This is a genomic window from Spiroplasma endosymbiont of Aleiodes alternator, assembly GCF_964031135.1.
Taxonomy (GTDB): Bacteria; Bacillota_I; Bacilli_A; order Mycoplasmatales; family VBWQ01; genus Spiroplasma_E.
In genome coordinates, this window is record NZ_OZ035008.1 from 39,257 (window position 1) to 64,975 (window position 25,719).

Annotated in this window: 31 protein-coding genes and 2 pseudogenes; 25 read left to right on the top strand and 8 right to left on the bottom strand. The window is 25.0% G+C overall.

Annotated elements, in window-relative coordinates:
* Nucleotides 1-6: 6 nt before the first annotated feature.
* From ACQH20_RS00185 to ACQH20_RS00210, 6 genes are all read left to right on the top strand, one after another.
* Entirely contained in the window at nucleotides 7-1,032 is a 1,026-nt protein-coding gene (locus tag ACQH20_RS00185; RefSeq protein ID WP_425377084.1) for a DHH family phosphoesterase, read from the top strand.
* 24 nt (nucleotides 1,033-1,056) lie between these two features.
* On the top strand, nucleotides 1,057-1,647 hold the full coding sequence (locus ACQH20_RS00190) for a thymidine kinase (RefSeq protein ID WP_338988100.1): 591 nt from the start codon (nucleotides 1,057-1,059) through the stop codon (nucleotides 1,645-1,647).
* 15 nt (nucleotides 1,648-1,662) lie between these two features.
* Nucleotides 1,663-2,760 (top strand): peptide chain release factor 1, encoded by a 1,098-nt coding sequence (prfA, locus tag ACQH20_RS00195; protein ID WP_425377085.1) that lies wholly within the window; start codon nucleotides 1,663-1,665, stop codon nucleotides 2,758-2,760.
* A 17-nt stretch (nucleotides 2,761-2,777) separates the two neighbouring features.
* Nucleotides 2,778-3,179, top strand: a complete 402-nt coding sequence (locus ACQH20_RS00200) for a hypothetical protein (protein WP_425377086.1) — start codon at nucleotides 2,778-2,780, stop codon at nucleotides 3,177-3,179.
* Nucleotides 3,180-3,205: 26 nt separating this feature from the next.
* Complete coding sequence (gene prmC / locus ACQH20_RS00205) at nucleotides 3,206-4,045, top strand: peptide chain release factor N(5)-glutamine methyltransferase (RefSeq protein ID WP_425377087.1); 840 nt, start codon at nucleotides 3,206-3,208, stop codon at nucleotides 4,043-4,045.
* Between the two features lie 403 nt (nucleotides 4,046-4,448).
* Entirely contained in the window at nucleotides 4,449-5,057 is a 609-nt protein-coding gene (locus ACQH20_RS00210) for a hypothetical protein (protein ID WP_425377088.1), read from the top strand.
* Nucleotides 5,058-6,178: 1,121 nt separating this feature from the next.
* Here ACQH20_RS00210 and ACQH20_RS00215 read toward each other — a convergent pair.
* Nucleotides 6,179-6,997: pseudogene (locus tag ACQH20_RS00215) on the bottom strand (IS30 family transposase); the annotation flags it as partial.
* A 150-nt stretch (nucleotides 6,998-7,147) separates the two neighbouring features.
* On the opposite strand from ACQH20_RS00215, the gene ACQH20_RS00220 reads away from it, so the two are divergent.
* Complete coding sequence (locus tag ACQH20_RS00220) at nucleotides 7,148-7,606, top strand: hypothetical protein (RefSeq protein ID WP_425377089.1); 459 nt, start codon at nucleotides 7,148-7,150, stop codon at nucleotides 7,604-7,606.
* Nucleotides 7,607-7,677: 71 nt separating this feature from the next.
* Nucleotides 7,678-8,400 carry an IS3 family transposase gene (locus ACQH20_RS00225; protein ID WP_425377090.1) on the top strand — a complete coding sequence of 241 codons (723 nt, stop codon included), beginning with the start codon at nucleotides 7,678-7,680 and terminating at the stop codon, nucleotides 8,398-8,400.
* A gap of 46 nt (nucleotides 8,401-8,446) precedes the next feature.
* Here ACQH20_RS00225 and ACQH20_RS00230 read toward each other — a convergent pair.
* Together ACQH20_RS00230 and ACQH20_RS00235 are read right to left on the bottom strand one after the other, a co-directional pair.
* Nucleotides 8,447-8,590 (bottom strand): annotated as a pseudogene (locus tag ACQH20_RS00230) (helix-turn-helix domain-containing protein); the annotation flags it as partial.
* 33 nt (nucleotides 8,591-8,623) lie between these two features.
* Entirely contained in the window at nucleotides 8,624-8,890 is a 267-nt protein-coding gene (locus tag ACQH20_RS00235) for a hypothetical protein (protein WP_425377091.1), read from the bottom strand.
* A gap of 240 nt (nucleotides 8,891-9,130) precedes the next feature.
* Between ACQH20_RS00235 and ACQH20_RS00240 the strand changes: the two genes are divergently transcribed.
* From ACQH20_RS00240 to ACQH20_RS00250, 3 genes are all read left to right on the top strand, one after another.
* A complete protein-coding gene (locus ACQH20_RS00240) occupies nucleotides 9,131-9,676 on the top strand; it encodes an L-threonylcarbamoyladenylate synthase (protein WP_425377092.1) in 546 nt (181 codons plus the stop codon).
* A 36-nt stretch (nucleotides 9,677-9,712) separates the two neighbouring features.
* The gene (locus ACQH20_RS00245; RefSeq protein ID WP_425377093.1) at nucleotides 9,713-10,321 is read left to right on the top strand and encodes a hypothetical protein; all 609 of its coding nucleotides are present in this window, start codon (nucleotides 9,713-9,715) and stop codon (nucleotides 10,319-10,321) included.
* Between the two features lie 391 nt (nucleotides 10,322-10,712).
* A complete protein-coding gene (locus tag ACQH20_RS00250; protein WP_425377094.1) occupies nucleotides 10,713-10,880 on the top strand; it encodes a hypothetical protein in 168 nt (55 codons plus the stop codon).
* Between the two features lie 20 nt (nucleotides 10,881-10,900).
* Here the strand turns inward: ACQH20_RS00250 and ACQH20_RS00255 are convergent, their stop codons facing one another.
* The 3 genes from ACQH20_RS00255 to ACQH20_RS00265 all read right to left on the bottom strand — a co-directional run bounded on the left by ACQH20_RS00255 (nucleotide 10,901) and on the right by ACQH20_RS00265 (nucleotide 12,663).
* Nucleotides 10,901-11,296: a transposase gene (locus ACQH20_RS00255; RefSeq protein ID WP_425377095.1), complete on the bottom strand. Its 396-nt coding sequence runs from the start codon at nucleotides 11,294-11,296 to the stop codon at nucleotides 10,901-10,903.
* A 36-nt stretch (nucleotides 11,297-11,332) separates the two neighbouring features.
* Nucleotides 11,333-12,208, bottom strand: coding sequence for an IS3 family transposase (locus ACQH20_RS00260; protein ID WP_425377096.1), 876 nt, complete (start codon nucleotides 12,206-12,208; stop codon nucleotides 11,333-11,335).
* Nucleotides 12,209-12,390: 182 nt separating this feature from the next.
* Complete coding sequence (locus ACQH20_RS00265; protein ID WP_425377097.1) at nucleotides 12,391-12,663, bottom strand: hypothetical protein; 273 nt, start codon at nucleotides 12,661-12,663, stop codon at nucleotides 12,391-12,393.
* Nucleotides 12,664-13,208: 545 nt separating this feature from the next.
* Between ACQH20_RS00265 and upp the strand changes: the two genes are divergently transcribed.
* The 13 genes from upp to ACQH20_RS00330 all read left to right on the top strand — a co-directional run bounded on the left by upp (nucleotide 13,209) and on the right by ACQH20_RS00330 (nucleotide 24,050).
* Nucleotides 13,209-13,835, top strand: a complete 627-nt coding sequence (upp, locus tag ACQH20_RS00270) for a uracil phosphoribosyltransferase (protein ID WP_425377550.1) — start codon at nucleotides 13,209-13,211, stop codon at nucleotides 13,833-13,835.
* A 257-nt stretch (nucleotides 13,836-14,092) separates the two neighbouring features.
* Nucleotides 14,093-14,245 (top strand): hypothetical protein, encoded by a 153-nt coding sequence (locus ACQH20_RS00275; RefSeq protein ID WP_338975744.1) that lies wholly within the window; start codon nucleotides 14,093-14,095, stop codon nucleotides 14,243-14,245.
* Nucleotides 14,246-15,052: a F0F1 ATP synthase subunit A gene (locus tag ACQH20_RS00280; protein WP_425377098.1), complete on the top strand. Its 807-nt coding sequence runs from the start codon at nucleotides 14,246-14,248 to the stop codon at nucleotides 15,050-15,052. It begins immediately after the preceding gene.
* Between the two features lie 47 nt (nucleotides 15,053-15,099).
* Nucleotides 15,100-15,372: an ATP synthase F0 subunit C gene (gene atpE, locus ACQH20_RS00285; protein ID WP_425377099.1), complete on the top strand. Its 273-nt coding sequence runs from the start codon at nucleotides 15,100-15,102 to the stop codon at nucleotides 15,370-15,372.
* 33 nt (nucleotides 15,373-15,405) lie between these two features.
* The gene (atpF, locus tag ACQH20_RS00290) at nucleotides 15,406-15,933 is read left to right on the top strand and encodes a F0F1 ATP synthase subunit B (protein WP_281749184.1); all 528 of its coding nucleotides are present in this window, start codon (nucleotides 15,406-15,408) and stop codon (nucleotides 15,931-15,933) included.
* 12 nt (nucleotides 15,934-15,945) lie between these two features.
* Nucleotides 15,946-16,488 (top strand): F0F1 ATP synthase subunit delta, encoded by a 543-nt coding sequence (locus ACQH20_RS00295; protein ID WP_252319360.1) that lies wholly within the window; start codon nucleotides 15,946-15,948, stop codon nucleotides 16,486-16,488.
* A gap of 11 nt (nucleotides 16,489-16,499) precedes the next feature.
* Nucleotides 16,500-18,083, top strand: coding sequence for a F0F1 ATP synthase subunit alpha (gene atpA, locus ACQH20_RS00300; protein ID WP_425377100.1), 1,584 nt, complete (start codon nucleotides 16,500-16,502; stop codon nucleotides 18,081-18,083).
* A 27-nt stretch (nucleotides 18,084-18,110) separates the two neighbouring features.
* Complete coding sequence (atpG, locus tag ACQH20_RS00305; RefSeq protein WP_338958301.1) at nucleotides 18,111-18,962, top strand: ATP synthase F1 subunit gamma; 852 nt, start codon at nucleotides 18,111-18,113, stop codon at nucleotides 18,960-18,962.
* A 17-nt stretch (nucleotides 18,963-18,979) separates the two neighbouring features.
* A complete protein-coding gene (gene atpD, locus ACQH20_RS00310) occupies nucleotides 18,980-20,542 on the top strand; it encodes a F0F1 ATP synthase subunit beta (RefSeq protein WP_252319366.1) in 1,563 nt (520 codons plus the stop codon).
* Nucleotides 20,543-20,556: 14 nt separating this feature from the next.
* Nucleotides 20,557-20,874, top strand: coding sequence for a F0F1 ATP synthase subunit epsilon (locus ACQH20_RS00315; protein WP_174480958.1), 318 nt, complete (start codon nucleotides 20,557-20,559; stop codon nucleotides 20,872-20,874).
* Between the two features lie 5 nt (nucleotides 20,875-20,879).
* Entirely contained in the window at nucleotides 20,880-21,110 is a 231-nt protein-coding gene (locus ACQH20_RS00320; protein WP_425377101.1) for a hypothetical protein, read from the top strand.
* 265 nt (nucleotides 21,111-21,375) lie between these two features.
* Entirely contained in the window at nucleotides 21,376-23,433 is a 2,058-nt protein-coding gene (locus ACQH20_RS00325; RefSeq protein ID WP_425377102.1) for a PTS transporter subunit EIIC, read from the top strand.
* A gap of 104 nt (nucleotides 23,434-23,537) precedes the next feature.
* Entirely contained in the window at nucleotides 23,538-24,050 is a 513-nt protein-coding gene (locus tag ACQH20_RS00330) for a hypothetical protein (protein ID WP_425377103.1), read from the top strand.
* A 52-nt stretch (nucleotides 24,051-24,102) separates the two neighbouring features.
* Here the strand turns inward: ACQH20_RS00330 and ACQH20_RS00335 are convergent, their stop codons facing one another.
* Entirely contained in the window at nucleotides 24,103-24,438 is a 336-nt protein-coding gene (locus ACQH20_RS00335) for an IS3 family transposase (RefSeq protein WP_425377104.1), read from the bottom strand.
* A 36-nt stretch (nucleotides 24,439-24,474) separates the two neighbouring features.
* Entirely contained in the window at nucleotides 24,475-25,173 is a 699-nt protein-coding gene (locus ACQH20_RS00340) for an IS3 family transposase (RefSeq protein WP_425377105.1), read from the bottom strand.
* Between the two features lie 294 nt (nucleotides 25,174-25,467).
* Between ACQH20_RS00340 and ACQH20_RS00345 the strand changes: the two genes are divergently transcribed.
* Nucleotides 25,468-25,695: an IS3 family transposase gene (locus ACQH20_RS00345; protein WP_425377106.1), complete on the top strand. Its 228-nt coding sequence runs from the start codon at nucleotides 25,468-25,470 to the stop codon at nucleotides 25,693-25,695.
* Nucleotides 25,696-25,719: the final 24 nt, after the last annotated feature.

The window sequence follows — 25,719 nt, forward strand, 5'->3', positions numbered from 1 at the left end:
TATAATATGAATAAGTTTAAAAAAGAAGCACAAGCAATTTATGAATTAATAAAAATCAGTAATCCAATTATTATTCATCGTCATATTAATCCTGATGGAGATGCTTTGGGTTCACAATGAGGATTAAAAAAAATTATTGAAGATAATTTTCAAAATAAAAAAGTACTTGTTTCAGGCGAAACAAATGAACATATGGAATCATTATTTCCACAACCAACTTTTGTTAAAAAAGAAGATTATGAAAATGCACTAGTAATAGTCACTGATACAGCTAATCGCGAACGAATTAGTGGTCAATTTTGAGAAGAAGGAAAAAAGATAATTAAAATTGATCATCATCCAATTGTTGATAAATATGGTGATATTGATTTAATTGAAGAAAAGGCTTCTGCTGCTTGCCAAGTAGTGGCAAAATGAGCACAAGTATTGAATTTAAAAGTTTCTGCTTTAGCAGCTAGAAATTTATTTCTTGGTTTAGTTACTGATTCTGGTAGATTTTTGTATCGCTCTGTTAATGAAGAAACTTTTCAGGTTGCTAGTTTTTTAGTTAAACAAAATTTTAATTTATTAGACTTATATCAAAGTTTATATATTCAAAATTTAAAAATCGCAAGATTGAAAGGATATATATTATCAAATTTTAAAATTACTGATAATGGTGTTGCTTATATAATATTTAACGATAAAATAATTACTGACTTACAAACAAAAATTATTAGTCAAAATAAAATATTAAATATTAAAGGCGAAGTTGTTTTAACTAGAGAAGATTTAACTAGCCAAGTTAATGTAATGTCAAATATTGATGGTATTAAAATTTGATTAATTGCTGTTTATGATCAAATGAATAGTAAAATTAAAGTTAGTGTTCGTAGTGCAAGATGAATAATTAATGATGCTATTGCAAAGTTTGGTGGTGGTGGTCATCAGACAGCAGCTGGTGCATATTTACAAAATATTAATGAAGTTGAAAAATTGATTGATAGTTTAGATAAAATTGCTAGTAAATCACCAGAATTAACAAACAATTAAAATTAGAGATGGAGTTGGATATAAATGTATAGTCGTTATAATGAGGGATGAATTGAAGTAATTACTGGTTGTATGTTTGCTGGAAAAACCGAAGAGTTTATGCGACGTATAAATCGTTTACAGTATGCTAAACGCAAAGTGCTAGTTTTTAAACCCAAGGTTGATATTCGTTATGATGCTAAAAAAGTAGTAAGTCATAAAGGAGTATCTATCACAGCGATAGTAATTGATGATCCAATGCAAATATTAAAACATATAGATAAAGAAATAGAAGCAGTTGCAATTGATGAAGTACAATTTTTTAAACCATCAATTATTGAAGTGATTAAAACATTAGCAAATCAAAATAAGCAAGTTATTGTTGCAGGTTTAGATCAAGATTTTCGTGGTGAACCATTTCCTGTTACTAAAGAATTATTAGCTTTAGCAGAATTTGTAACTAAATTAGATGCTGTTTGTGTAAAATGTGGTAAAGCAGCAACAAGAACACAACGTATTATTAATGGCCGGGAAGCTAGATATGATGATGAAATTATTTTAATTGGTGCGCAAGAACAATATGAAGCTCGATGTCGTAGTCATCATCGTGTCTTAACAAATAATCAGAATAGATAAATCAGGTGTGATATTATGAATGAAAAAACATTAGAACAGTTAATGCAACTTACTAAAAAATATAGTGAAATTGAAAAGCAATTAGAAAATCCCGAATTAATTCCTCGTGATAAATACACTGAATTAACAAAAGAACATAGTAGATTAGAACCAATTATTGAACAATATTGAAAATATGAAAAAATTAACAAAGAAATTATTGAAGCAAAAAAGGCATTAGCAACCGAACAGGATCAAGAACTTTGTGAAATGCTTAAAACAGATATTAAAGCAAATGAAATTGAATTAGAAAAAGCAGAAAATGAATTAGAACTAACACTAATTCCTAAAGATATAAATGATGATAAAAATGTTATTATTGAAATTAGAGGAGCTGTTGGTGGCGATGAAGCAAATATTTTTGCTGGTGATTTATATCGTATGTATAGTAAGTATTGTGAAATTCAACGATGAAAAATTGAAACTATTGAAGCAAAAGAAGCAATAAATGGTGGATTTAGTTATATTGCTTTTATGATTAAAGGTAAACATGTATTTGCTAAATTAAAGTTTGAAGCTGGTGGACATCGTGTTCAGAGAGTTCCAAAAACCGAATCACAAGGACGAGTTCATACTTCAATTGCAACGGTTGCTGTATTGCCAGAAGTTAATGAAGTTGAAATTAAAATAAATAATTCTGATTTAAGAATTGATACTTATCGTTCTAGTGGTGCTGGTGGTCAACATGTTAATACTACCGATTCAGCAATTAGAATTACTCATATTCCAACAGGTGTTGTTGTAACTTCACAGGACGGACGAAGTCAACATGATAATAAAGATAAAGCAATGCGGGTATTAAGAGCTAAACTTTATGAAAAAAAAGTTGAAGAAGAACAGGGAATAATTGGTAATTTAAGAAAAACAGCTGTTGGTAGCGGTGATCGTTCAGAAAAAATTAGAACATACAATTATCCACAAAATAGAGTAACCGATCATCGAATTGGATTATCTTTATTAAAGTTAGATCGTATTATGGAAGGTAATATTGATAAAATTATTATTGCTTTAATTAGTAGTGAACAAAAAGAAAAATTAGAAAATATTGATGAAAATATTACAGTATTAAAGTAAAAAAGGAAGAAATTATTATGGATTTTAAGATTTTAGACTCTAGAACAAAAATTTTGTTTTTAATATCAGTTATTTTTTTATATGCGGCATTAGGAACGTTTATTACATTAACTTTTAGTAGAGGTATTATTCACATTTTATTTTTAGTTTTAACATTATGATTTGCTAGTGCATCTAGTTTAATTTTTCATTATTTATTATGAAAAAATTTAGAATTTTTACGAAATATTAATGGTAATAATATTAATAATTTTGGTTTTATTATTAGTATTTGTAGTTACATTATTCTTTTTCCAATTATTTGTTTATTAACAATTAGTTTTTTATTTATTTTTAGTATTATTGTTTTAATTCTCATTGTTAATAATTTAATAAAAAAAACTTCAAGAAATAATAATTCATCTGTTAATTTTCAATAAAATATTTATTTTTGGAGTATAAATTAATGACTTATAGAGATTATCTTTTATTAGCAAAAAAAAATAATAAAAAAAATGAACAAATTAATAAGATAATTTTATTAAAGTTTATTAATAAAGATTTATCTTGATTATATGCAAATCTTAGTCAAACAATAGCAATAGATTTTTTAGAATCATATTTACAACTAGTTAAAAAATTTGTTGCTGGCTATCCTTTACAATATATTATTGGTTATCAATGATTTCTTGATCATAAGTTTGTTGTTGATAATAGAGTATTAATTCCTCGTAATGAAACTGAAGAACTAGTTAAAAATGTTTTTGTCTATGCGCAAAACATTTTTAATAATGATAATTTAAAAGTATTAGATTTAGGGACAGGCAGTGGTGCTATTGCTATTAGTTTAGCGTTAAAGAAACCTAATTGAAATATAGTAGCAAGTGATATTAGCAAAGATGCATTAACTATTGCTAAGATTAATAATGATAATTTTAACCTAAAAAATATTAATTTTGTTGAAAGCGATATATTTACAAATCTTAAAAATCATAAATTTAATATTATTGTTTCAAATCCACCATATATTGATGAGACAGCAAATACTTTTTCAAAACATAATTTACAATATGAACCAAAATTAGCTTTATTTGCTGATCATAAAGGATTATATTTTTATGAAGTAATTTTTCAACAATGTCATGCAGTTTTAGAAAAATCTTTTTTATTAGCATTTGAATTTGGTTTTGATCAAAAAGAAGCACTAACTATTCTTATTAAAAAGTATTTACCACAATATAATTACAAATTTATTAAAGATATTAATAATAAATGAAGAATGCTATTTATTTGGCAAGCATTATAACATATAAAAATAATTTAAGAACAATAATTTTGTCACTCAAAAGGTGACTATTTTATTTTTTGAAAAGGAAAATCTCATTTAATCTTTCAATTAGGATAACGGGGGCAGTTTTAATGTGGCGTATCATTGAAATATTAAAATATTTTCAGTATTCTTGTTCGGTTAATATAGCATTTCTAATGGAAAAATTTAATGTTACATTTCGAACTTTACAAAGAAATATTACTTTTATTAATACAATGTTAATAAAAATTAGTAATTGTAATATTTCCAGAAAGCAAGATTACTTTGCAATTAATGGTGACAATGAAATAATAGCAATAAATACTTTGCTTACACATTTTATCCACATATCCAATGAATATCCTTTTGTTAGAATGAGTAATTTGTTCTTAATATGTGTATGACAAAAAAATATTTAAGTAGTGAGTGACTTATCAATATAAGTAACACAAATAAGTATAATTTAAAAAAAGACATTATTTACTTGAATAACTTTTTCTTTGAACAAAATTTAAGATTAAAATTAAAATTTGAACATAATAAAGGGTTTCAATTAGATGGTTATGAATGACATTTAAGATTTATAACCGCTATTATTATTATAAAACTTATTAGTAAAGATAAAAAAATTTTCTTAACTAATGATAAAGTCCTAACCTATATATACAAAAAAATACAAATTATAATGATCAATATCGGTTATAAAAAATATTATGATGATCAACTAATATGATTTTTAACAATTCATGTACGAAAAATTAAACTTAATTTTTTTCTTGAAAAAGATGAACAAATTGAATTTAATTTAAACTTAAGTATAAAAAAAGAAGTCGAACATTTTAGATTAATAATTGCTAAAGAGTTTGCTATCGAGTTTGATAAGTTTGAAACTAATTATTTTAATTTCATTTGTTTACTTAATATTAAAGTTGACAGTCAATTATTTTCAAATATAACTTCAGAAATTAGTAACATTACTCAAAAAATATTTTCTTTTATTACTTATTAATATCAGGTGTCTTTATATTCAAATACTTTTAAAAGTAATTTGAATAGTTTTCTTAGTGATAATTGATTTAAATTACAATTTAATTATTATAGTGATATTAGTTTTGCCTTGGATGATACTTTTAAAATAGAAAGTGACTACCAATTAGGGCAACAACTCCTTTTTATTATAAATTCGCAATTAAAAAATAATTATTTTCCCAATCTTAATCTTTTACAAAATAAATTTTTAATGATTACTTTTCATAAAAGTTTTATAACAAATGAGAATTGAAACATTCCCTTATATATATTCTTAATTGATGACTCCTATGCTAATAAAATTCAAATAACTTCATTTATAAAAGTAAATTTCCCTAATATTTTAATTATTTCCCTAAAAAATAACTTAAGTAATAATTTTAAGCTTCATTTACTAAATCAAAAACCTTGTATATTAATTGAAAAGGTAAATATCTATAGTAATTATAATTTAGATAAATATAAGAATATTTCTGTCATTAATATTAATGAAAATTCATGAAATTATGAATTAGAAAAAAATATTAATGAAAAAATAAAATGAGTAATGTTAAAAAGAATTCAATATTCAATTGTGGTATTTAATTTTTATATCCAAGAAAAATTTTATAGTATTAAATCTATTTTGTGAGCATTTCAAAAAACATTTATCAAAAAATATAATTTAAATTTAGAATTTTTAGATATTGATGAATGTTCTATAATTAAAAGTCATATTTATGAAAAAATATTATTAATAAATCAATTAGTACCTATCCCTAATTACGAGTTCCCTATTATCCTTTTATATATAAAAAACCCTTTGATATTTCAAAACAAATTTAAAATTCATTTTATTTTCATTTTATTTACTAATAAAAACAATACTCAAAATTATAATTGAATCAATTTGTGACTTTCTTTATTTAAGAAAATGATTAATACTAATATTAAAAGTATTAGTCATATATATAAAATAATACAATCAATCATGACAATTTAATGTTAATTTCCCTTACATTTTTATATAAAATTAATAGTATAAATAAAAAACAAATATAAAATCATTTATTTTTAATAAATCCTGAATTGTAAATATAAATGGGACAAATGGGACAGTTTTTAAAATAATTGTATTAAGTCTATTGGGCTTTTATAAGATAGTGATTTTCTGGGTGTAGAATTAATTTGAAATGCTATAGCATTTAAGTCTTTTTGTTTATATAAAGATAGATCTGTAGATTTTGGTAAATATCTTCTTAAAATACCATTATTATTTTCATTTAAACCTCTTTGACAAGGTTTGCCAGGATCTGCAAAATAAATCTTAACATTGCAAATTTTTTCGATTAATTTTCATTTACTAAATTCTTTACCACGATCAAAAGTAATAGTTTTAACTGTTCCTTTTTGTAACTTTGAAATAAATTTTATTATACTTTTTGTAATATTTTCTGCTTTATGATTTTTAGAAACTAAAGGAATTGTGGTTTTTGATCATATATCAGCTAAAGTAATAATAGAACTTTTATGATCTTTACCAATGATAGTATCACCCTCTAAATGACCAAATTCTTGTATATTTTTAATATTAGGAATGATTAAATTTCTTTCATGAATAGATTTACAATTATTAATTCGTCCTCTAGTTTCTTTTCGTTTATGAGGTTTATTTTTTCCTTTTCTCAATAAGTTATTTTCATCAAAACCCATTCGATTTGTTTTAAACATGTTATATAAAGTTTTTGTTGAAATACTTTTTATTTTATTTTCCTTTAAAAAATTAGCAATTATATCAAGCGCATAATTTTTATTAATTAACAAATAATTAATAGTATTAATTTCTGTTAAAGTTAAAATTATTAATTTTCTACCTGCATTTTGCTTCTTTTTTTGAATTTGATTCAATATTTCTAATGGTAATAAGTGAACATCTAGAATAAAGTAGACACAGAATTGTAACCTTTGTGTTAAAATAGGGACTTTCCAGCAATCTGTGTAACTTAGTGATTTTACAACTAAAATTTATTTAAAAAACACAGTTTTTAGGAAAGTCCCTAAAAATACTTTAAGGAAGGTGTTCATTTTTTTATGGCTAAATGACTATCAAAAGAAGAAAAGTTAAAAATAATAAAAATAAGTAAAATTAAAACAATTGATAAAACCGCATTAGAGTATGGTATTGGTCGATCATCAATAAAAGAATGAATTAAAGCATATAAATTATTAGGCGAAAAAGGTTTAGAATATGGCAATGGAATTCGTGCTAAAAAAACCAAAAGAACAGGTCGACCCAAATCTTTAAATTTTAATGAAATGACAAAACAAGAATTAATTGAATATATTGAGGCAATGCACGATATAAAAAAGTATTTAGAAAAATCGACAAAAAAGAAGAAATATTTTGTGATTTTCTCATTGAAGAAAAAATATCAGATTAGTTATTTATGTTGATTATTAAATGTTTCAAAATCAGGATATTATAAGTGTATAATGGGACTTTCCAGCAATCTGTGTAACTTAGTGATTTTACAACTAAAATTTATTTAAAAAACACAGTTTTTAGGAAAGTCCCAATATAAAATATTTTTTATGAATTTCAAGAAATTTATGGTTATAAAATGATAACTTTATGAATTAACAAAATTTATAATTTAAAATTAAAATTTCATATTGTATATAGATATATGAAAAATATGAGTTTAAAAGCTAAGGTTCGCATAAAAAAATTTGATTATAGAACTAAATCAGGAAGTTTAAGATATGATAATTTATTAAAACGTGATTTTTCAACTACTAATTTAAATGAAAAATTAGGTACTGATATAACTTATTTATTAACTAATGGTAAAACATATTATTTATCAATTGTTAAAGATTTTCATAATAATGAAATATTAGATTATAAAATAAGTGCAAGTTTAGACATGACATTTGTTGTCCAAAACATTATCCAAGCTTGAGTTAATGCTCAAAAACCTACTTCATGAATTTTACAATCAGATCAAGGATTTCACTATACAAATCCTTCTTATAAAATTTTATGTGATGAATTAAAAATAAAAATTTCAATGTCTAGAAGAGGTAATTCCTGTGATAATGGTGCTACTGAAACTTGATTTGGAACAATGAAAACAGAATTTCTATATCAAATTCCAAGAAAAAATAGAACTATTGAATGAATACAAGACAACTTACCTAAATATATTTACTTTTATAATAATTATCGACCTCAAATAAAATTAAAAGGAATGAGTCCAATTGAATATCGATTAGCTCATTCCAAACCAAGAAATAATTACTTCATACCTATAAATTTAACACTTACAAACGCTATTTTATAAAATTTAATAAAAGGTTACTTTTATTGTCTACTTTTCTTGACAAGTTCAAAGTTTGATTTAATAATCTGCAAACTCTATGTACAGTTGATTTACTATAATCAACAGCTTTTGCTATTTTACGAATTGAAAATTCATAACTTTTATATTCTTTTATTGCTATTATTGATTCAATAGTCAGATACTTATACATTGTGCTAATTCCTTTCTTTTCTTAATTATAGAATTAACACAATTTAATTTTTATATAAATGTCCTTTTTAATTTTACAATTCAGGATTTCTTTTTTTATAGTGCTATCTAATTCTTTATTGGGAAAAATCATTTTTGTAAAATCATTATTATTAAATTTTTTATCAATTGTTTTTTTAATGATATTTTGAATACAAATTGTTTCTATTATAAATGGTTTATTATCATTATCTTCAATTTCTTTTCTTATTTTTTCAATTTCTTCATTAGTATGTTGTATTCCTATTTTTCTTTTGGGCATATTTTTCGATTCTCCTTCTATATTTAATTTAATAAAAATCTAATATAAATATTAATCTATATTAAATTAAGATGTTTATTAAACCATTAATGAATGATTTTCCAATCTTTAATTAGTAATTTTAAGGTTTATTTTAAATTACAAATATCATTTATAACTTTTTTATTCATTATTTTGAAACAACTATTATATTTAAAATAATAGGTGTATAATTTAGTTAAAATTTATAGTGGTGTTTTCATGATAACTTTACAGCAAAATCAAATTAAAGAAATTAGTCAAATCATTGCTAATGGCGAAGTGGTTGCTTTACCAACAGATACAATTTATGGTCTTGTTTGTAAATTTAATGATGACAAAGCTATTAATAAAATTTATCAAATAAAAAAACGTGATTATACTAAAGAACTGCCAATTTTAGTTGCTAGTTGAGAACAAGCTAAAAGCATTGGTATAATTAGCGATCAATTACAGTCATTTTTAATAAATAATTTTAGTGCTGGTAAAGTTACTGTTATAGTTTTAAAACAACCTAGTTTAAACACATCATATTGAATAAATAAAAAGACAATAGCAATTAGAGTTAGTGCTTCACATTTTATTCAAAAATTAATTAAATTAACAGAGCCTTTAGTAGCTACAAGTTGTAATTTAAGTAATGAACAACCAATTAACGATTATCATAATATAAACTTGCCTAACTTAAGGTATAGAGTAGCAGGTGAGATTTTAACAAATAAACCATCAACTATTTTTAATAGTTTTAATGATAAAATTATTAGATAATAATTAGATAACAGTATTAAAAAAGGAGATAATACTATGAATTGATGAATAATTTTAATTATTATTGCATGCACAACAATATTGATTTTATTAATTGCACTAATTTTATTAATTAAAAAAAATAAACAAAAGAAAATATTAAAAATTACTAAAGATATAAATACTTTATATAAATACTTAAAATTAAAAAAAATAAATATTAAAGAATTACCAGTTTCAATAGAAAAAATTAAAGAAGATATTTATTATAGTGACAAAGTCATTTTGGGAAAGTATGAAGATCTTAATAAGATTTCTGGCCAAAATATTCTTTTAAAAACTGAATATAGTGATGCCAAAAAATTATTTTTACGTTATAAAATTAAAGACATTAATCTTATCAAATCATCAGATTTTATACCTTTAAATCAAATAGACTTGTTAATTTCACGAAATAATCTTTATTTTATTGATTCTTTTGAACTGCAAATAATACCATTAGTTAATGTTAAAAGTATTACATTTTTTTGAGAAAAAAATAATTATATAAAAAATAAACAAAAATATATTGGTATTGAAATTAATTTTCAAAATAAACGTTTATTTTTTCTTTTTAATAAATATGAAGAAGCAATTAGTTTTGCTGTTCATGTTATTAGTTTATAATAATAATTATTTAATAATTAAAAATTTTGCTTTTTTTGTAAAAATGATATAATTATACAAAATATATTATTAGGAGCAAAATTATGGCAAAAAAACACTTTAAATTCAATACTTGAAAGTTTATTCAATTTACTGGCTTTTTTTTATTACTTTAGGAATTATTTTTTCTTTTTCTTCTTTTAAAGTTAGCCTATTGTTATATTTTGGTTTAGTATCAGTATTAATAGGTTCTATTAATATTTTAATTTACTATATTTTTATTGGAACAAATAGTTATAAAAAATATTCAAGAAAACAAAATAATAATAAGTTAATAATCAAAAATAATTAAGAAATATAAAGTTAAAACTAAGAAGATTAGTTTTTTCGAGAGAATAATAGGTGAAAAACTATGAGAAAAATATTAAAAGTATTTAAAACGATGTTTTTAACGAGCATTATTTCTTTACCACTTATTGCATGTGATAAGGTAAATGATGCAAATCAAAAATATGTTGATATTATTAATATTAATATGGAAGTTACTAATGCTGAACTTGTCAAGAAAAGTGGACAATAAAAGTAACCTTTTATTAAATTTTATAAAATAGCGTTTGTAAGTGTCAAATTTATAGGTATGAAGTAATTATTTGTTGGTTTGGAATGAGCTAATCGATATTCGATTGGACTCATTCCTTTTAATTTTATTTGAGGTCGATAATTATTATAAAAGTAAATATATTTAGGTAAGTTGTCTTGTATTCATTCAATAGTTCTATTTTTTCTTGGAATTTGATATAGAAATTCTGTTTTCATTGTTCCAAATCAAGTTTCAGTAGCACCATTATCACAGGAATTACCTCTTCTAGACATTGAAATTTTTATTTTTAATTCATCACATAAAATTTTATAAGAAGGATTTGTATAGTGAAATCCTTGATCTGATTGTAAAATTCATGAAGTAGGTTTTTGAGCATTAACGGGACTTTCCGGCAATCTGTGTAACTTAGTGATTTTACAAAAAAAAATTATTTAAAAAACACAGTTTTTAGGAAAGTCCCGCATTACTCAAGCTTGGATAATGTTTTGGACAACAAATGTCATGTCTAAACTTGCACTTATTTTATAATCTAATATTTCATTATTATGAAAATCTTTAACAATTGATAAATAATATGTTTTACCATTAGTTAATAAATAAGTTATATTAGTACCTAATTTTTCATTTAAATTAGTAGTTGAAAAATCACGTTTTAATAAATTATCATATCTTAAACTTCCTGATTTAGTTCTATAATTAAATTTTTTTATGCGAACCTTAGCTTTTAAACTCATATTTTTCATATATCTATATACAATATGAAATTTTAATTTTAAATTATAAATTTTGTTAATTCATAAAGTTATCATTTTATAACCATAAATTTCTTGAAATTCATAAAAAATATTTTTAATTATATTAGCTAAAAATGTATCTCATTTATTAAATTCATTCATTCCATTCTTAATTCACTTATAATATACTGATTTTGAAACATTTAATAATCAACATAAATAACTAATCTGATATTTTTTCTTCAATGAGAAAATCACAAAATATTTCTTCTTTTTTGTCGATTTTTCTAAATACTTTTTTATATCGTTCATTGCCTCAATATATTCAATTAATTCTTGTTTTGTCATTTCATTAAAATTTAAAGATTTGGGTCGACCTGTTCTTTTGGTTTTTTTAGCACGAATTCCATTGCCATATTCTAAACCTTTTTCACCTAATAATTTATATGCTTTAATTCATTCTTTTATTGATGATCGACCAATACCATACTCTAATGCGGTTTTATCAATTGTTTTAATTTTACTTATTTTTATTATTTTTAACTTTTCTTCTTTTGATAGTCATTTAGCCATAAAAAAATGAACACCTTCCTTAAAGTATTTTTAACACAAAGGTTACAATTCTGTGTCTACTTTATTCTAGATGTTCAATATGAAGAAATGAAAAAAATGGGTGTTAAACAGTAACTTTTTTTTATTGTTATTTAATCATAAAAAAAATGTTAGTAAATTACCAACATTTATTTTTATTAAGTTTATGAAAAAGTTAATTGACAATGATTTTCATTAATTATTGGTAATTGTTCACTATTAATACTTGTTATATCGTTGTTTCTTAATAATGGAGTTCTTTCAGATATTTGTTGTTCGTTATTACTTTCAACATTAATATCAGAAATATTTGTTGGAAAACATTTATCATAAATACTTGAAATGGAAGTGCTAATTCCATACCCTAGTTTAGAGCCTAAAAATGCTCCAATAAAAGTTGGACCTGTTATACCAACCATTAGTCCAAAGAGTGCCATTCCTGCTTCTGGATCATGTAAAGCTTCCTTATTTTTTGAAATTAAATCATAATAAAAATAACTTATGCCACTTAGTTCATTTTTTCTCCTTTCAAAATAAAAAACTATTTATTTTAAAATTAAAATAATAGTTTAAAAACTTGTATGAAGTTTTATATTTTAATTTTAAAATAAGATTTTTTTTGATAAAAATAAGACAAAAATTACTATTAATAGTTTATTGTAAATATATAATTTTCTATATCAATAAAAGAAATTTATTAAATTTATATTTTAGATTATAATTTTTTAAAATAAAAACAAAGTTATTAAAATAAAATTTATAAATTATATTTTTATTTAGTTAATTTTGAACTATAAGAATGTTATTAACAATTAAAAAAATAATTTTTGAATAAATCTTTTATCTTTTTTCGTTATTTTTATTGTTATTTTATTGATTTATAAATTAAAAGGCGTAAAATTTCATATTAGTATATATTTTAAATTATTGAAAATATACGCATTAAAGATAAAGGAGTGTTTTAGTGGAAAGTAGTAAAAATCTGTTTATTGTTAATCATCCTTTAATACAAGATAAATTAACAAGAATTAGAAATCACTTAACCCAAAAAAAAGATTTCAAAGAGAATTTAAGCGAAATTGCAACGTTAATGGCTTATGAAGTATTTAAAGATATTCCTCTTGATGAAATTGAAGTTGAAACACCCATTACTAAAGTTATTGGTAAAACATTAACCAAGACAATCATTCTTTCTCCGATTTTAAGAGCAGGATTAGGGATGACAAATGGATTTGAGTATGTAGTACCTAATGCAATTATTAGTCATGTTGGTGTTTATCGTGATGAAGAAACTTTAAAACCACAAAAATATTTTTTTAAATATCCCAAAAATATTAAAAATATAAGTGATGCATTAGTATTTATCTTAGATCCAATGCTTGCTACTGGTGGTACTGCTGATGCTGCTATTAAAGAATTAAAAAAAGTAGGTTTTAAAAATATTACTTTAGTTTCCATTGTAGGAGCACCAGTAGCTATTAAGAAAATTAATCATAATCATCCTGATGTTAAGATTTTTTTAGCAACGTTGGATAAAAAATTAAATGATGATGGTTATATTGTACCTGGATTGGGTGATGCTGGTGATCGAATTTTTGGAACTAAATAAATATTTTAATGGAAAAAATTAGAAATAACCTTTTTCTTTCAATACTTTTTACAATGTTATGCTATTGATTATTAATTAATGTAGGATTAATTATAACTGTTATAATTAATACAAACCATTGGTTATTAATTGCTGGATTTAATATTGGTTTTATAGGAAGTATGATTGGGTTATGCTTTTTATATTTATCGTCAAAATGATTAACCAGCGGAATACATTTAAAACAAACCTTAGCATATTTTGGATTCTTATTAAGAATGTTAATTTATGGTTCAATTATAGTTTTGAATATTTTCTTTAACTTTGCTAATATTTTTACTATAATTGCCGGAATGTCAATATTAATGGTTGCTACTATTACTGCAACATTATGTGTATATCAAAAAAATAACTTAAAAGAAGGAATTTAAATGGAAACTTTAGCTGGATTGGAAAGTTGGAATTATTTAGAAATTATGCCACAATTGGTAACAATTTTGATAACAACAGTCTTTATCGGTGTTATTAGTTATATTTATTATTATAAAGTAAAACGAATGAAGCCTGATGAAGATCCAAGAGGTATTGTTTTAGTTGTTGAATTAATAATTAAATCAGTTGAAAAAATTGTTGTTGATGTTCTTGGCGTAAAGTATAAAAACCTGACAGTTTATTTGTTATATGTAATGGGTTATATTTTAATTGGTAATTGATTATCGATTATTGGTCTTGAACCACAGTCATCAATGTATACTATTACTTTATCAATGGCATTAGTTACTTTTATTGGAATATATTATATTGCTATTAAATTTCAGAAACTTTTATTTTTTAAAAAATTTATTATTAACCCTCTAGAATTAATTACTCAATTTGCACCTTTGATTTCTTTATCTTTTCGTTTATTTGGTAATATTTTAGGTGGAAGTATTATTTTGGCAATGCTTTATGGGGTAACTGCTAATATTTGAAGTAATATCCCAATTATTGGTCAGATGAATTTATTAATTGGTGTAATTGGACCATTCTTACATATTTATTTTGATTTATTTGCTGGAAGTATTCAAGCCTTAATTTTTGGCACCTTAACTCTTGTTTATTGGAAGTTACAAATGGAAGAAGGGAGTTCTCATAAGGGAGAACTTACTATTAAATTACCAAAAAAACTTCGTAAACAACAAGCAATAAATCATGAAGAAGAAATTTATACCGAACGTTCAATTATGGAAAAAAAATAAAACACAAAAAGGAGAATTTATTTATTATGGAATTATTAACAACAGTAATGACACATGTCTTTCATTTTTTTAATCATTTAGCAGGTGATCCTAATGGATTGATGAATTTAAAGTTTGTTGGAGCTGGAATTTCAACTATTTCTTGTGCAGGAAGTGGAATTGGTCAAGGTTTTGCTGCTGGTAAAGCTGTTGAAGCGGTTGCTCGTAATCCTGAAGTAGAATCTAAAATTAGAACACAATTTGTTATTGGTGCAGCTATTGCCGAATCAGGTGCTATTTATGGATTAGTTGTTTCTCTAATTTTAATATTTGTAGCATAAGGTATTAAAAAATATTAAAAAGTAGGTGATTTTATGAATTTTAATTTCAATGATTTAGTATCAGGTGATGATATTGTTAATCAATTATTTCCCAATCTTCCTGTTTTTATTGCTCATATTTTTGCAACATTAATTTTATTAATGGTACTTTGAAGATGAGTTTATGCTCCGTTTCGTAAGGCTTTACATTCGCGACATTTAGTAATTAAAGAAAAACTTGATGATGCTGCTTGCAAGCAATCATTAGCTAATCAAGATCGTGGTGAAGCTAGTCAAATATTAAAAGCTGCTAAAATTGAAGCTCAGGAAATTATTGCTAATGCACAAAATGATGGTTACAATAAGCGTAAACAAATTATTGATAAAGCGCAAGAAGAGAGTATGCGTATTACTAATCAATCAAATCGTGATTTAGTTCGTGCTCGTAAAGAGGCAGAAGCAAAGATTAACGAAGAAATCAAAGTAGTAGCATTAGAAGCAGCTAAAAAAATTATTGGTGCTGAAATGAATGCTAAAAAACATGAACAATTAATTACTGATTTTATTAAGAATTTGGAATAGTGGTGAAGTTAAATGATAGATGAAGGATTAGCTAATCAATGAAGTAATGGTCTTTTTCAATTAGCAAGAGAAATAAAAAAAATTACTCAATTTGCTGAAGAAAGTAATAAATTAATTGATATTTTTACTACTTATCCAGAATTTATTGATATTACTAGTAGTAGTAATATAACTATTGAAACACGTAAACAAATTATTAGTGAAACTTTTAAAAATCATATTGAACCATATATGTTAAATTTTTTCTTTTTGTTGATTGATGAACATCATTTCCAGTGTGTTCGTTTCATTTTAAAAGAATTTCGCAAATTATGTAATGAATATCAAGATGTAAACTATGGGATTATTTATTCAGTAATAGAACTTTCAAACCAACAAATAAATCAAATAAAATTGAAAATTGAGAAAGTCATTAAACATAAGATTAAAGTCGTTAACAAGATTGATAAATCATTAATTGGCGGTATTAAAGTTAAAGTACGGAATCAAGTTTTTGATGGTTCCGTTAAAGGTCAAATTGATCAATTAAAACAAGAATTATTAAGTCATGAATAGAGGTAAAACAAATGTCCTTAAACGTTAATCAAATTTCAGAAATTATAAAAAGCCAAATTAAAAATTATGGTAAAAAAATTAGTGCTAATGAGGAAGGCATTGTTGTTACTGTCGGTGATGGAATTGCGCTAATTCATGGTTTAGATAAGGCTGTTAATGGTGAATTAGTATTTTTTCCTAAAAGTAATATTTATGGTATGGTTTTGAGTTTAGAAGAAACTGCTGTTGGTGTTACTTTAATGGGGGATGACACAGGTATCAAAGAAGGAGATATTGTTAGTAGAACAGGTAATGTTGTTGAAACACCAGTTGGTAATATGCTTTTAGGAAGAGTTGTTAATGCACTAGGGCAAAAGATTGATGGTAAAGGTCCAATTAAAACTACGAAAACTAGACCTATTGAAAGAATAGCGCTGGGTGTGATGACTAGAAAATCTGTATCAGAACCTTTAGCAACAGGATTATTATCAATTGATGCAATGATTCCGATTGGCAAAGGTCAAAGAGAGTTAATAATTGGTGATCGTCAAACTGGAAAAACAACGATTGCTATTGATACTATTATTAATCAAAAGGGTAAAAATGTCTTTTGTGTTTATGTTGCTATTGGTCAAAAAGCTTCAACTGTTGCTCAAATTGTTGATAAATTAACACAACTAGGGGCAATGGAGTATACAACTATTGTTGCTGCTACTGCTAGTGAAGTTGCTCCTTTGCAATATATTGCTCCTTATACAGGAGTAACTATTGCCGAAGAATGAATGGAAGAAGGTAAAGATGTCTTAATTGTTTATGATGATTTGAGTAAACATGCAGTGGCCTATCGCGCTATTTCCTTATTATTAAGACGACCACCAGGAAGAGAAGCTTATCCAGGAGATGTTTTTTATCTTCATTCACGTTTATTAGAGCGTGCAGCTAAATTAAATGAAAAACATGGTGGTGGGAGTATTACTGCCTTACCTATTATTGAAACACAAGCCGGTGATATTTCTGCATATATTCCTACTAATGTTATTTCAATTACTGATGGTCAAATTTTTTTAATGTCAGAATTATTTAATGCCGGAATTCGTCCAGCAGTTGATGTAGGTTTATCAGTTTCACGGGTAGGTTCATCAGCACAAATTAAAGCAATAAAACAAGCAGGTGGAACATTAAAATTAGAATTAGCACAATTTCGTGAATTACAAGCTTTTTCACAATTTGGTTCTGATTTAGATGAAAATACTAGAGCTGTTATTGAACATGGTAAATGTGCCATTGAAATTTTAAAACAAAAACAAAATGAACCATTAAATCAAATTGATCAAGCAATTATTTTATTAGCAATTAAAAATAAGGCAATTAAATGATTACCAGTAGAAATGATGGATTCTTTTAAAAAGGAAGTAATAACTTATTTTCAAAAACAACAACGAAAAAGTTATTTAAAATTACAGCAAGATCAAGCATTTAGTGAAGAGTTACAAGTGAGTATTAGTCAAGGCATTATGCAGGTTGTTTATAATTTGACCAATAAGCTAAATGACTATAATCCTAAAATATATGGTAGTCTTGAAGAATGGGAAACATTAATTAAAACATTCAAATAATGTATTAGGAAGGTAAGGTGAAATATCATGGCTCAAAGCATGGAACAAATTAGACAAAAAATTAAATCTGTTAATACTAGTTATAAAATTACTAAAGCAATGCAACTAGTATCAACAGCTAAATTAAAAAAAGTAGGTAAAAGAATTGAGATGATTAAACCTTATTATTCTGAAGTTTATGATACATTCAATCAACTAATACCTAAATTAAGTAATTCAATTTATTTAAAAACAAAGGATCAAGTTATTAATAAAACAATATGAGTTGTTTTTAATTCTAATTTAGGATTATGTGGTGGTTTTAATAATAATTTAAATAAATTAGTACTAGAACAATATCAACCACAAGATGAAATAGTTGTTATTGGTAGTAAAGGAGTTTCATACTTTACTAATCATCATTGTAAAATTATGCAATCTTATACTGAAATTAACATTCAATCATCATATAATGAGTCACAAGAGATATCTTTGTTGTTACTTTCTAAGTTTAATAATAAAGAAACTGATGCTATTAAAATTGCATATACAAAATATGTAAATACGGTAACAACAATTCCAACAATTATTGATTTATTACCAATTGTTTCTATTAAAACTAATCAAGAAAGTAATTTAATTCAAACTGATTTTGAACCAGACGCTAATACTGTTATTAATAGTGCTATTCCTTTATATGTTGGTGCCATTGTTTATGGTGCATTAGTAGAATCACAAGTGTCAGAGCAAGCATTACGAAGATTAGCAATGGAAAATGCTTCAAATAATGCCAAAGAAATGAAAGATAAATTATTAGTAAGTTATAATCGTGCCCGTCAAGGTGCTATTACCCAAGAAATTTCAGAAATTATTGGTGGCGCTGATGCCCAATCATCATAATAAAGGAGTAAACTAAAATGAAAAATGCAACTAGTAAAAAATCTATAACAATTAAAGAAAAAAATGTTAGTGATAAAAATTCTTTAAAAAAAGATAACACTAAAGTTATTGCTAAAGTAAAAGCAAAAGTGACTAAAAAAGTAGTTAATAGCAAAGAAAGTGTTAAAACTAGTAAACAATTACCAACTAAACGAAATATTGGAAAAATTGTTCAAATTTCAGGTCCAGTTATTGATATTCGTTTTAATGATAATAGTTTACCTAATTTAAATAATGCTATTAGTATTGATAATAATGGTCAAAAATTAATTGTTGAAGTTGCAAAACATATTGGTGATGATAGTGTTCGTTGTATTTCAATGGGTCCAACTGAAGGATTGCTACGTGGTCTTGAAGCAGTTGATTTAGGAATACCAATTAGTGTTCCTGTTGGTGAAGAAGTTTTGGGTAGACTTTTTAATGTATTGGGTGAAGTCATTGATGATGGTAAAGAACTTAAAACTAAATTAAAATATCCTATTCATCGTACACCTCCTAGTTTTGATGAATTACAATCAAAATCTGAAATTTTAGAAACAGGAATTAAAGTTATTGATTTATTAGCACCTTATGCTAAAGGTGGAAAAATTGGTTTATTCGGTGGAGCTGGAGTTGGTAAAACAGTTTTAATTCAAGAATTAATTAATAACATAGCTAAAGAACATGGTGGTATTTCTGTCTTTTCAGGAGTTGGCGAAAGAACACGTGAGGGTAATGATTTATATTATGAAATGCAAGAGTCAGGTGTTATTAGTAAAACTGCTTTAGTGTTTGGTCAAATGTCAGAACCACCAGGTGCTAGAATGCGTGTTGCATTAACTGGTTTAACAATTGCTGAATACTTCCGTGATGAAAAACAACAAGATGTATTATTATTTATTGATAATATATTTCGTTTTACACAAGCTGGTAGTGAAGTATCAGCTTTATTAGGAAGAATGCCTTCAGCAGTAGGGTACCAACCAACATTATCGACAGAAATGGGTGCTTTACAAGAACGTATTGTATCAACAACACGTGGTTCTATTACATCTGTACAAGCAGTATATGTACCAGCTGATGATTTAACTGATCCAGCTCCTGCGACAACATTTACTCACTTGGATGCCAAAATTGTTTTAGATCGTAATATTGCTGCTTTAGGGCTTTATCCTGCTGTTCATCCTTTACAATCTTCATCAAGAATGTTAGATCCTGCTATTGTTGGTCAGGAGCATTATGATGTTGCGCAAAGAGTTATTGAAACAATTCAACGTTTTTCTGAATTAGAACCAATCATTGGTATTTTAGGAATGGATGAGTTGAGTGAAGAAGATAAAAAAATAGTAGCTAGAGCAAGAAGAATTCGTAATTTTTGTTCACAACCATTTCATGTTGCTGAAAAATTTTCGGGTTTAAACGGTATTTATATTCCGATTAGTCAAACTGTTAATAGTTTTAAACAAATTTTAGATGGTGAATGTGATGATTTACCAGAGCAAGCGTTTTTATATGTAGGAACTATTGAACAAGCAATTGAAAAGGCAAAGAAATTGAGATAATTAAAGGTGATAGTATGGCATTAAATCTTAAAATTATTACTCCTGATGGTATTTTTTTTGATGGAGAAGTACAGTGAGTTAATGTTAAAACAACTGAAGGCTATGTTGGTATTCTTGAATGGCATACACCTTTGATTGCTAATATTCAAATATCGAAAATGTCATTTAAAATTAAAGAAAAAATTCGTAATTTAACGATTTCTGGTGGACTTTTGGTAACTGATTTACATATGGTTCGTATTATTAGTGATAAAGTTGAATATACATCAATTTTAAAAGAGCAAGAAACAAAGGTATTTGATGAGCGTATTAAAAGGGTTAGTGGAGGTTAATAAATATGTATGATTCACATTTAATAAAATGAATAATTGAAATAAGTATTTATCTTTTTAGTTTTATTGCTAGCGGATTTGCTGTAAAAGCAATTCCTTTTAATAAATTTCTTGATCATAAAAGAATAAAAGAATCATGAATTTTATATATGTTAACAACTTTAGTTTTTACTTATTGTATTGGTACGTTAATTATTAAATTTATTGGTTTAGATATTTGGTTTAATTTAAATTAATACTTAAAATTAAAAAAATAAAAATAGTAAGTGTTTTAAAATACTTACTATTTTTTTAATTACAATATATTATTAAAATTTATAGTAGTTATTGATAATACCTATATATATTATAAAATTTCTCCAAAATTACTATTATAGTAGTAAAAAAATCGTTTTTATTTATTTTATTGTTGTTTTTACTATTATATATATATATAATATTTTTATATGTATAGAATAAAATTCTCATCTGTATAGAACAATATAGAATGGAGGTGAGTAAATGAGTAAATTTTTTCATAGTAAACAAACAACTCCTGAGGATAAGAAAAATCCTAGTTTTACTTTTAAAAGAACTTTCAATAAATTAGGTGGCAAAATGTTTGGCAAAATGCAAAACTTATCAAGAGCCATTGTTTTACCAATAGCTACATTACCAATAGCTGGCTTATTGTTAGGAATTGGTGGTGGTGTTGCTAGTGCTTTAAAGCAATTACCTAATCATGATAGTCTTGTTGGTATTATTAATATTTTTTCAATTATGCAATCAGCTGGAAACGTTGTTTTTGCTAATTTAGGATTGATTTTTTCTATTTCTATTGCTTTTGGTTTTGCAAAAGCTAGTAAAGGTGTAGCTGCTCTTTCTGGATTTATTACTTTTATTGTTATGACTTCAGTTATTAGTGGCATGTTTTTTTGAAATCCTAAAACAGGAATGTTGGGATTTGATCCATGAGGTTTAGGTGAAGGTGCAAAGATTACTCCAGAAAGTGGTAAATCTTCTGGTTTATTTTCTTCTGTCTTAGGATTATTTCCTACGTTTGATACTTCAGTTTTAGGTGGCATTCTTGTTGGTTGATTAGTATCAGTTGTTCATAATCATTCATACAATATTCGTATGCCAAGAGTATTAGTTTTTTTTGGTGGTGAACGTTTTGTGCCAATTTTAGCTGTTTTTGTTGGAATAGGAATGGGATTAGCTTTTTTCTTTATTTGACCAATGTTATTAATTGCTTTTAGAGAAATTGGTAATGGCTTAGCAGCTGGTATGAATACAGGTCAACTTACTGATGGACAGTTAACTGGTGATAATTTTCATCCAACAGTTGGTGGAGCATTTATTGCAATGTTTTTTGGAATTACTGAACGTTTATTAATACCAACAGGATTGCATCACGTTCAATATGCACCTTTCTGATATACTGGAATTGGTGGTACGTGAACTAATGGATCTGACACATTTGTAGGAGCGTACAATATTTTCTTTGGACAATTTGCTTCTAATGTAGTAGGACACATGAATCAAACACCAGGAACAATGTTTATGAGTGGGCGATTTGCATATATGCAATATGGTTATCCATTTGCAGCGCTTGCTATGTGAATGTTAGCACGACCAGAAAATAAAAAAATGGTTGGTGGTATTTTAGGATCTGCTGCTCTAACTTCTTTCTTAACAGGAGTTACAGAACCATTGTTGTTTTCATTCTTATTTGTAGCACCATTATGTTTTGTTTTCCATGCATTTATGGCAGGAATTAGTTTTATGATGGCGTATTTATTAAATATAGTTGTTGGTCAAGGTTTTGCTGCTGGATTTATTGACTTTTCTTTCTTTGGAATATTACCAAGTATTCTTGGTAAAGAAACAGGCTTCTATTGAGTATTTGCTACTGGATTAATTATGGCACCTGCTTATTTCTTTGGGTTCTATTACATTATTAAGTGAAGAAATTACAAAACTTTAGGTCGTGAAGAAGGAGAATTAGCAACCAACTTAGCTTTACAAAGTGTTGAAAGTTCTTTAGATAAGTCTTCAAAAAAAGGTAGAACAAAAGTAGAAAATTTATTACTTGGACTTGGTGGAGCATTAAATATTATTGATGTTAATGCTAAAGATAAAGTATTAGTTGCAACTTTAAAAGATGCAAATATTTATTCAAAAGCTTTATTAAGATTAAGTGGAACTAAAAATATTAAAGTAATTGCCAATAAAGTTGAAATTACTTATCTTGATGGTGCAGAGTCTATTCATAAAACTTTACAAGCAGAAATGACAAAGAAACAAACATTAACACCTGATACTAATAAAGATAAAAATAATGATATGTTAGAAAATATTTTTAAAGGTCTTGGTGGACGAAGTAATGTTAAATTATTAGACAATTGTGCTACAAGATTGCGTGTTACAGTTTTTGATGAAACTAAAGTTGATGATAATATTTTAAAATCAACTGGTGCAGTTGGTATCTTTAAAAAAGGTACAGCTATTCAGGTAATTTATGGGCCACAAGTAGGTAATATTAAAAATGATTTATTAAAAACTTGAACTCCAAAATAAACTATTACTAAAACTAAAAAAATGAACAACTCAAAAAGTTGTTCATTTTTTTAGTTTTAGTTACGGATAATGTTAAAATTATAATATAGGATGGAGGGAAAACTATGTTTTTTGATGATGAAGAAGAAAAGTTAGAAGAAGCTAGGTATGAAGAAATACAAACAAATATACAAAATTTAACATTAACAATTGATGTTAATATTGTTGTTAAAGATTTATTTAAATATATTAAATTAAAATGTACACAAAAAATTAGAATTATGGATATATTTGCATTGTTTTTATCAATATTTTCAATAATTCTTTCAATATTATTAACTGTTATTGATAAAACTGATCAAAAAATTAGTTTTGAACTTCGAAAATTATTGTATGCGGTAAATATATTTAAAGATTTAATAGTGGTAATGGTATTAGTAATTGCATTATTTATGATTATTTATGAGATTAAATATTGAATTAAACAAAATAAGCAATTCAAATCTTTTTATGCAGCAAATGCTGATTTTACACCCGAAGAAATTGTTTCGGAACTAATGGATCTTAATAATATTTTTAGTTTTAAGCATTGAAATGAAATTTCATTCCATATTAAATACTATAAAAAATGTAAATAATTTATGAACTTGTCAAGAAAAGTGGACAATAAAAGTAACCTTTTATTAAATTTTATAAAATAGCGTTTGTAAGTGTTAAATTTATAGGTATGAAGTAATTATTTGTTGGTTTGGAATGAGCTAATCGATATTCGATTGGACTCATTCCTTTTAATTTTATTTGAGGTCGATAATTATTATAAAAGTAAATATATTTAGGTAAGTTGTCTTGTATTCATTCAATAGTTCTATTTTTTCTTGGAATTTGATATAGAAATTCTGTTTTCATTGTTCCAAATCAAGTTTCAGTAGCACCATTATCACAGGAATTACCTCTTCTAGACATTGAAATTTTTATTTTTAATTCATCACATAAAATTTTATAAGATTTGTAGGGACTTTCCAGCAATCTGTGTAACTTACTGATTTTACAACTAAAATTTATTTAAAAAACACAGTTTTTAGGAAAGTCCCGATTTGATCCTTGATCTGATTGTAAAATTCATGAAGTAGGTTTTTGAGCATTAACTCAAGCTTGGATAATGTTTTGGACAACAAATGTCATGTCTAAACTTGCACTTATTTTATAATCTAATATTTCATTATTATGAAAATCTTTAACAATTGATAAATAATATGTTTTACCATTAGTTAATAAATAAGTTATATCAGTACCTAATTTTTCATTTAAATTAGTAGTTGAAAAATCACGTTTTAATAAATTATCATATCTTAAACTTCCTGATTTAGTTCTATAATCAAATTTTTTTATGCGAACCTTAGCTTTTAAACTCATATTTTTCATATATCTATATACAATATGAAATTTTAATTTTAAATTATAAATTTTGTTAATTCATAAAGTTATCATTTTATAACCATAAATTTCTTGAAATTCATAAAAAATATTTTTAATTATATTAGCTAAAAATGTATCTCATTTATTAAATTCATTCATTCCATTCTTAATTCACTTATAATATCCTGATTTTGAAACATTTAATAATCAACATAAATAACTAATCTGATATTTTTTCTTCAATGAGAAAATCACAAAATATTTCTTCTTTTTTGTCGATTTTTCTAAATACTTTTTTATATTGTTCATTGCCTTAATATATTCAATTAATTCTTGTTTTGTCATTTCATTAAAATTTAAAGATTTGGGTCGACCTGTTCTTTTGGTTTTTTAGCACGAATTCCATTGCCATATTCTAAACCTTTTTCACCTAATAATTTATATGCTTTAATTCATTCTTTTATTGATGATCGACCAATACCATACTCTAATGCGGTTTTATCAATTGTTTTAATTTTACTTATTTTTATTATTTTTAACTTTTCTTCTTTTGATAGTCATTTAGCGATAAAAAAATGAACACCTTCCTTAAAGTATTTTTAACACAAAGGTTACAATTCTGTGTTTACTTTATTCTAGATGTTCAGAGGTAATTCCTGTGATAATGGTGCTACTGAAACTTGATTTGGAACAATGAAAACAGAATTTCTATATCAAATTCCAAGAAAAAATAGAACTATTGAATGAATACAAGACAACTTACCTAAATATATTTACTTTTATAATAATTATCGACCTCAAATAAAATTAAAAGGAATGAGTCCAATCGAATATCGATTAGCTCATTCCAAACCAACAAATAATTAGTTCATACCTATAAATTTAACACTT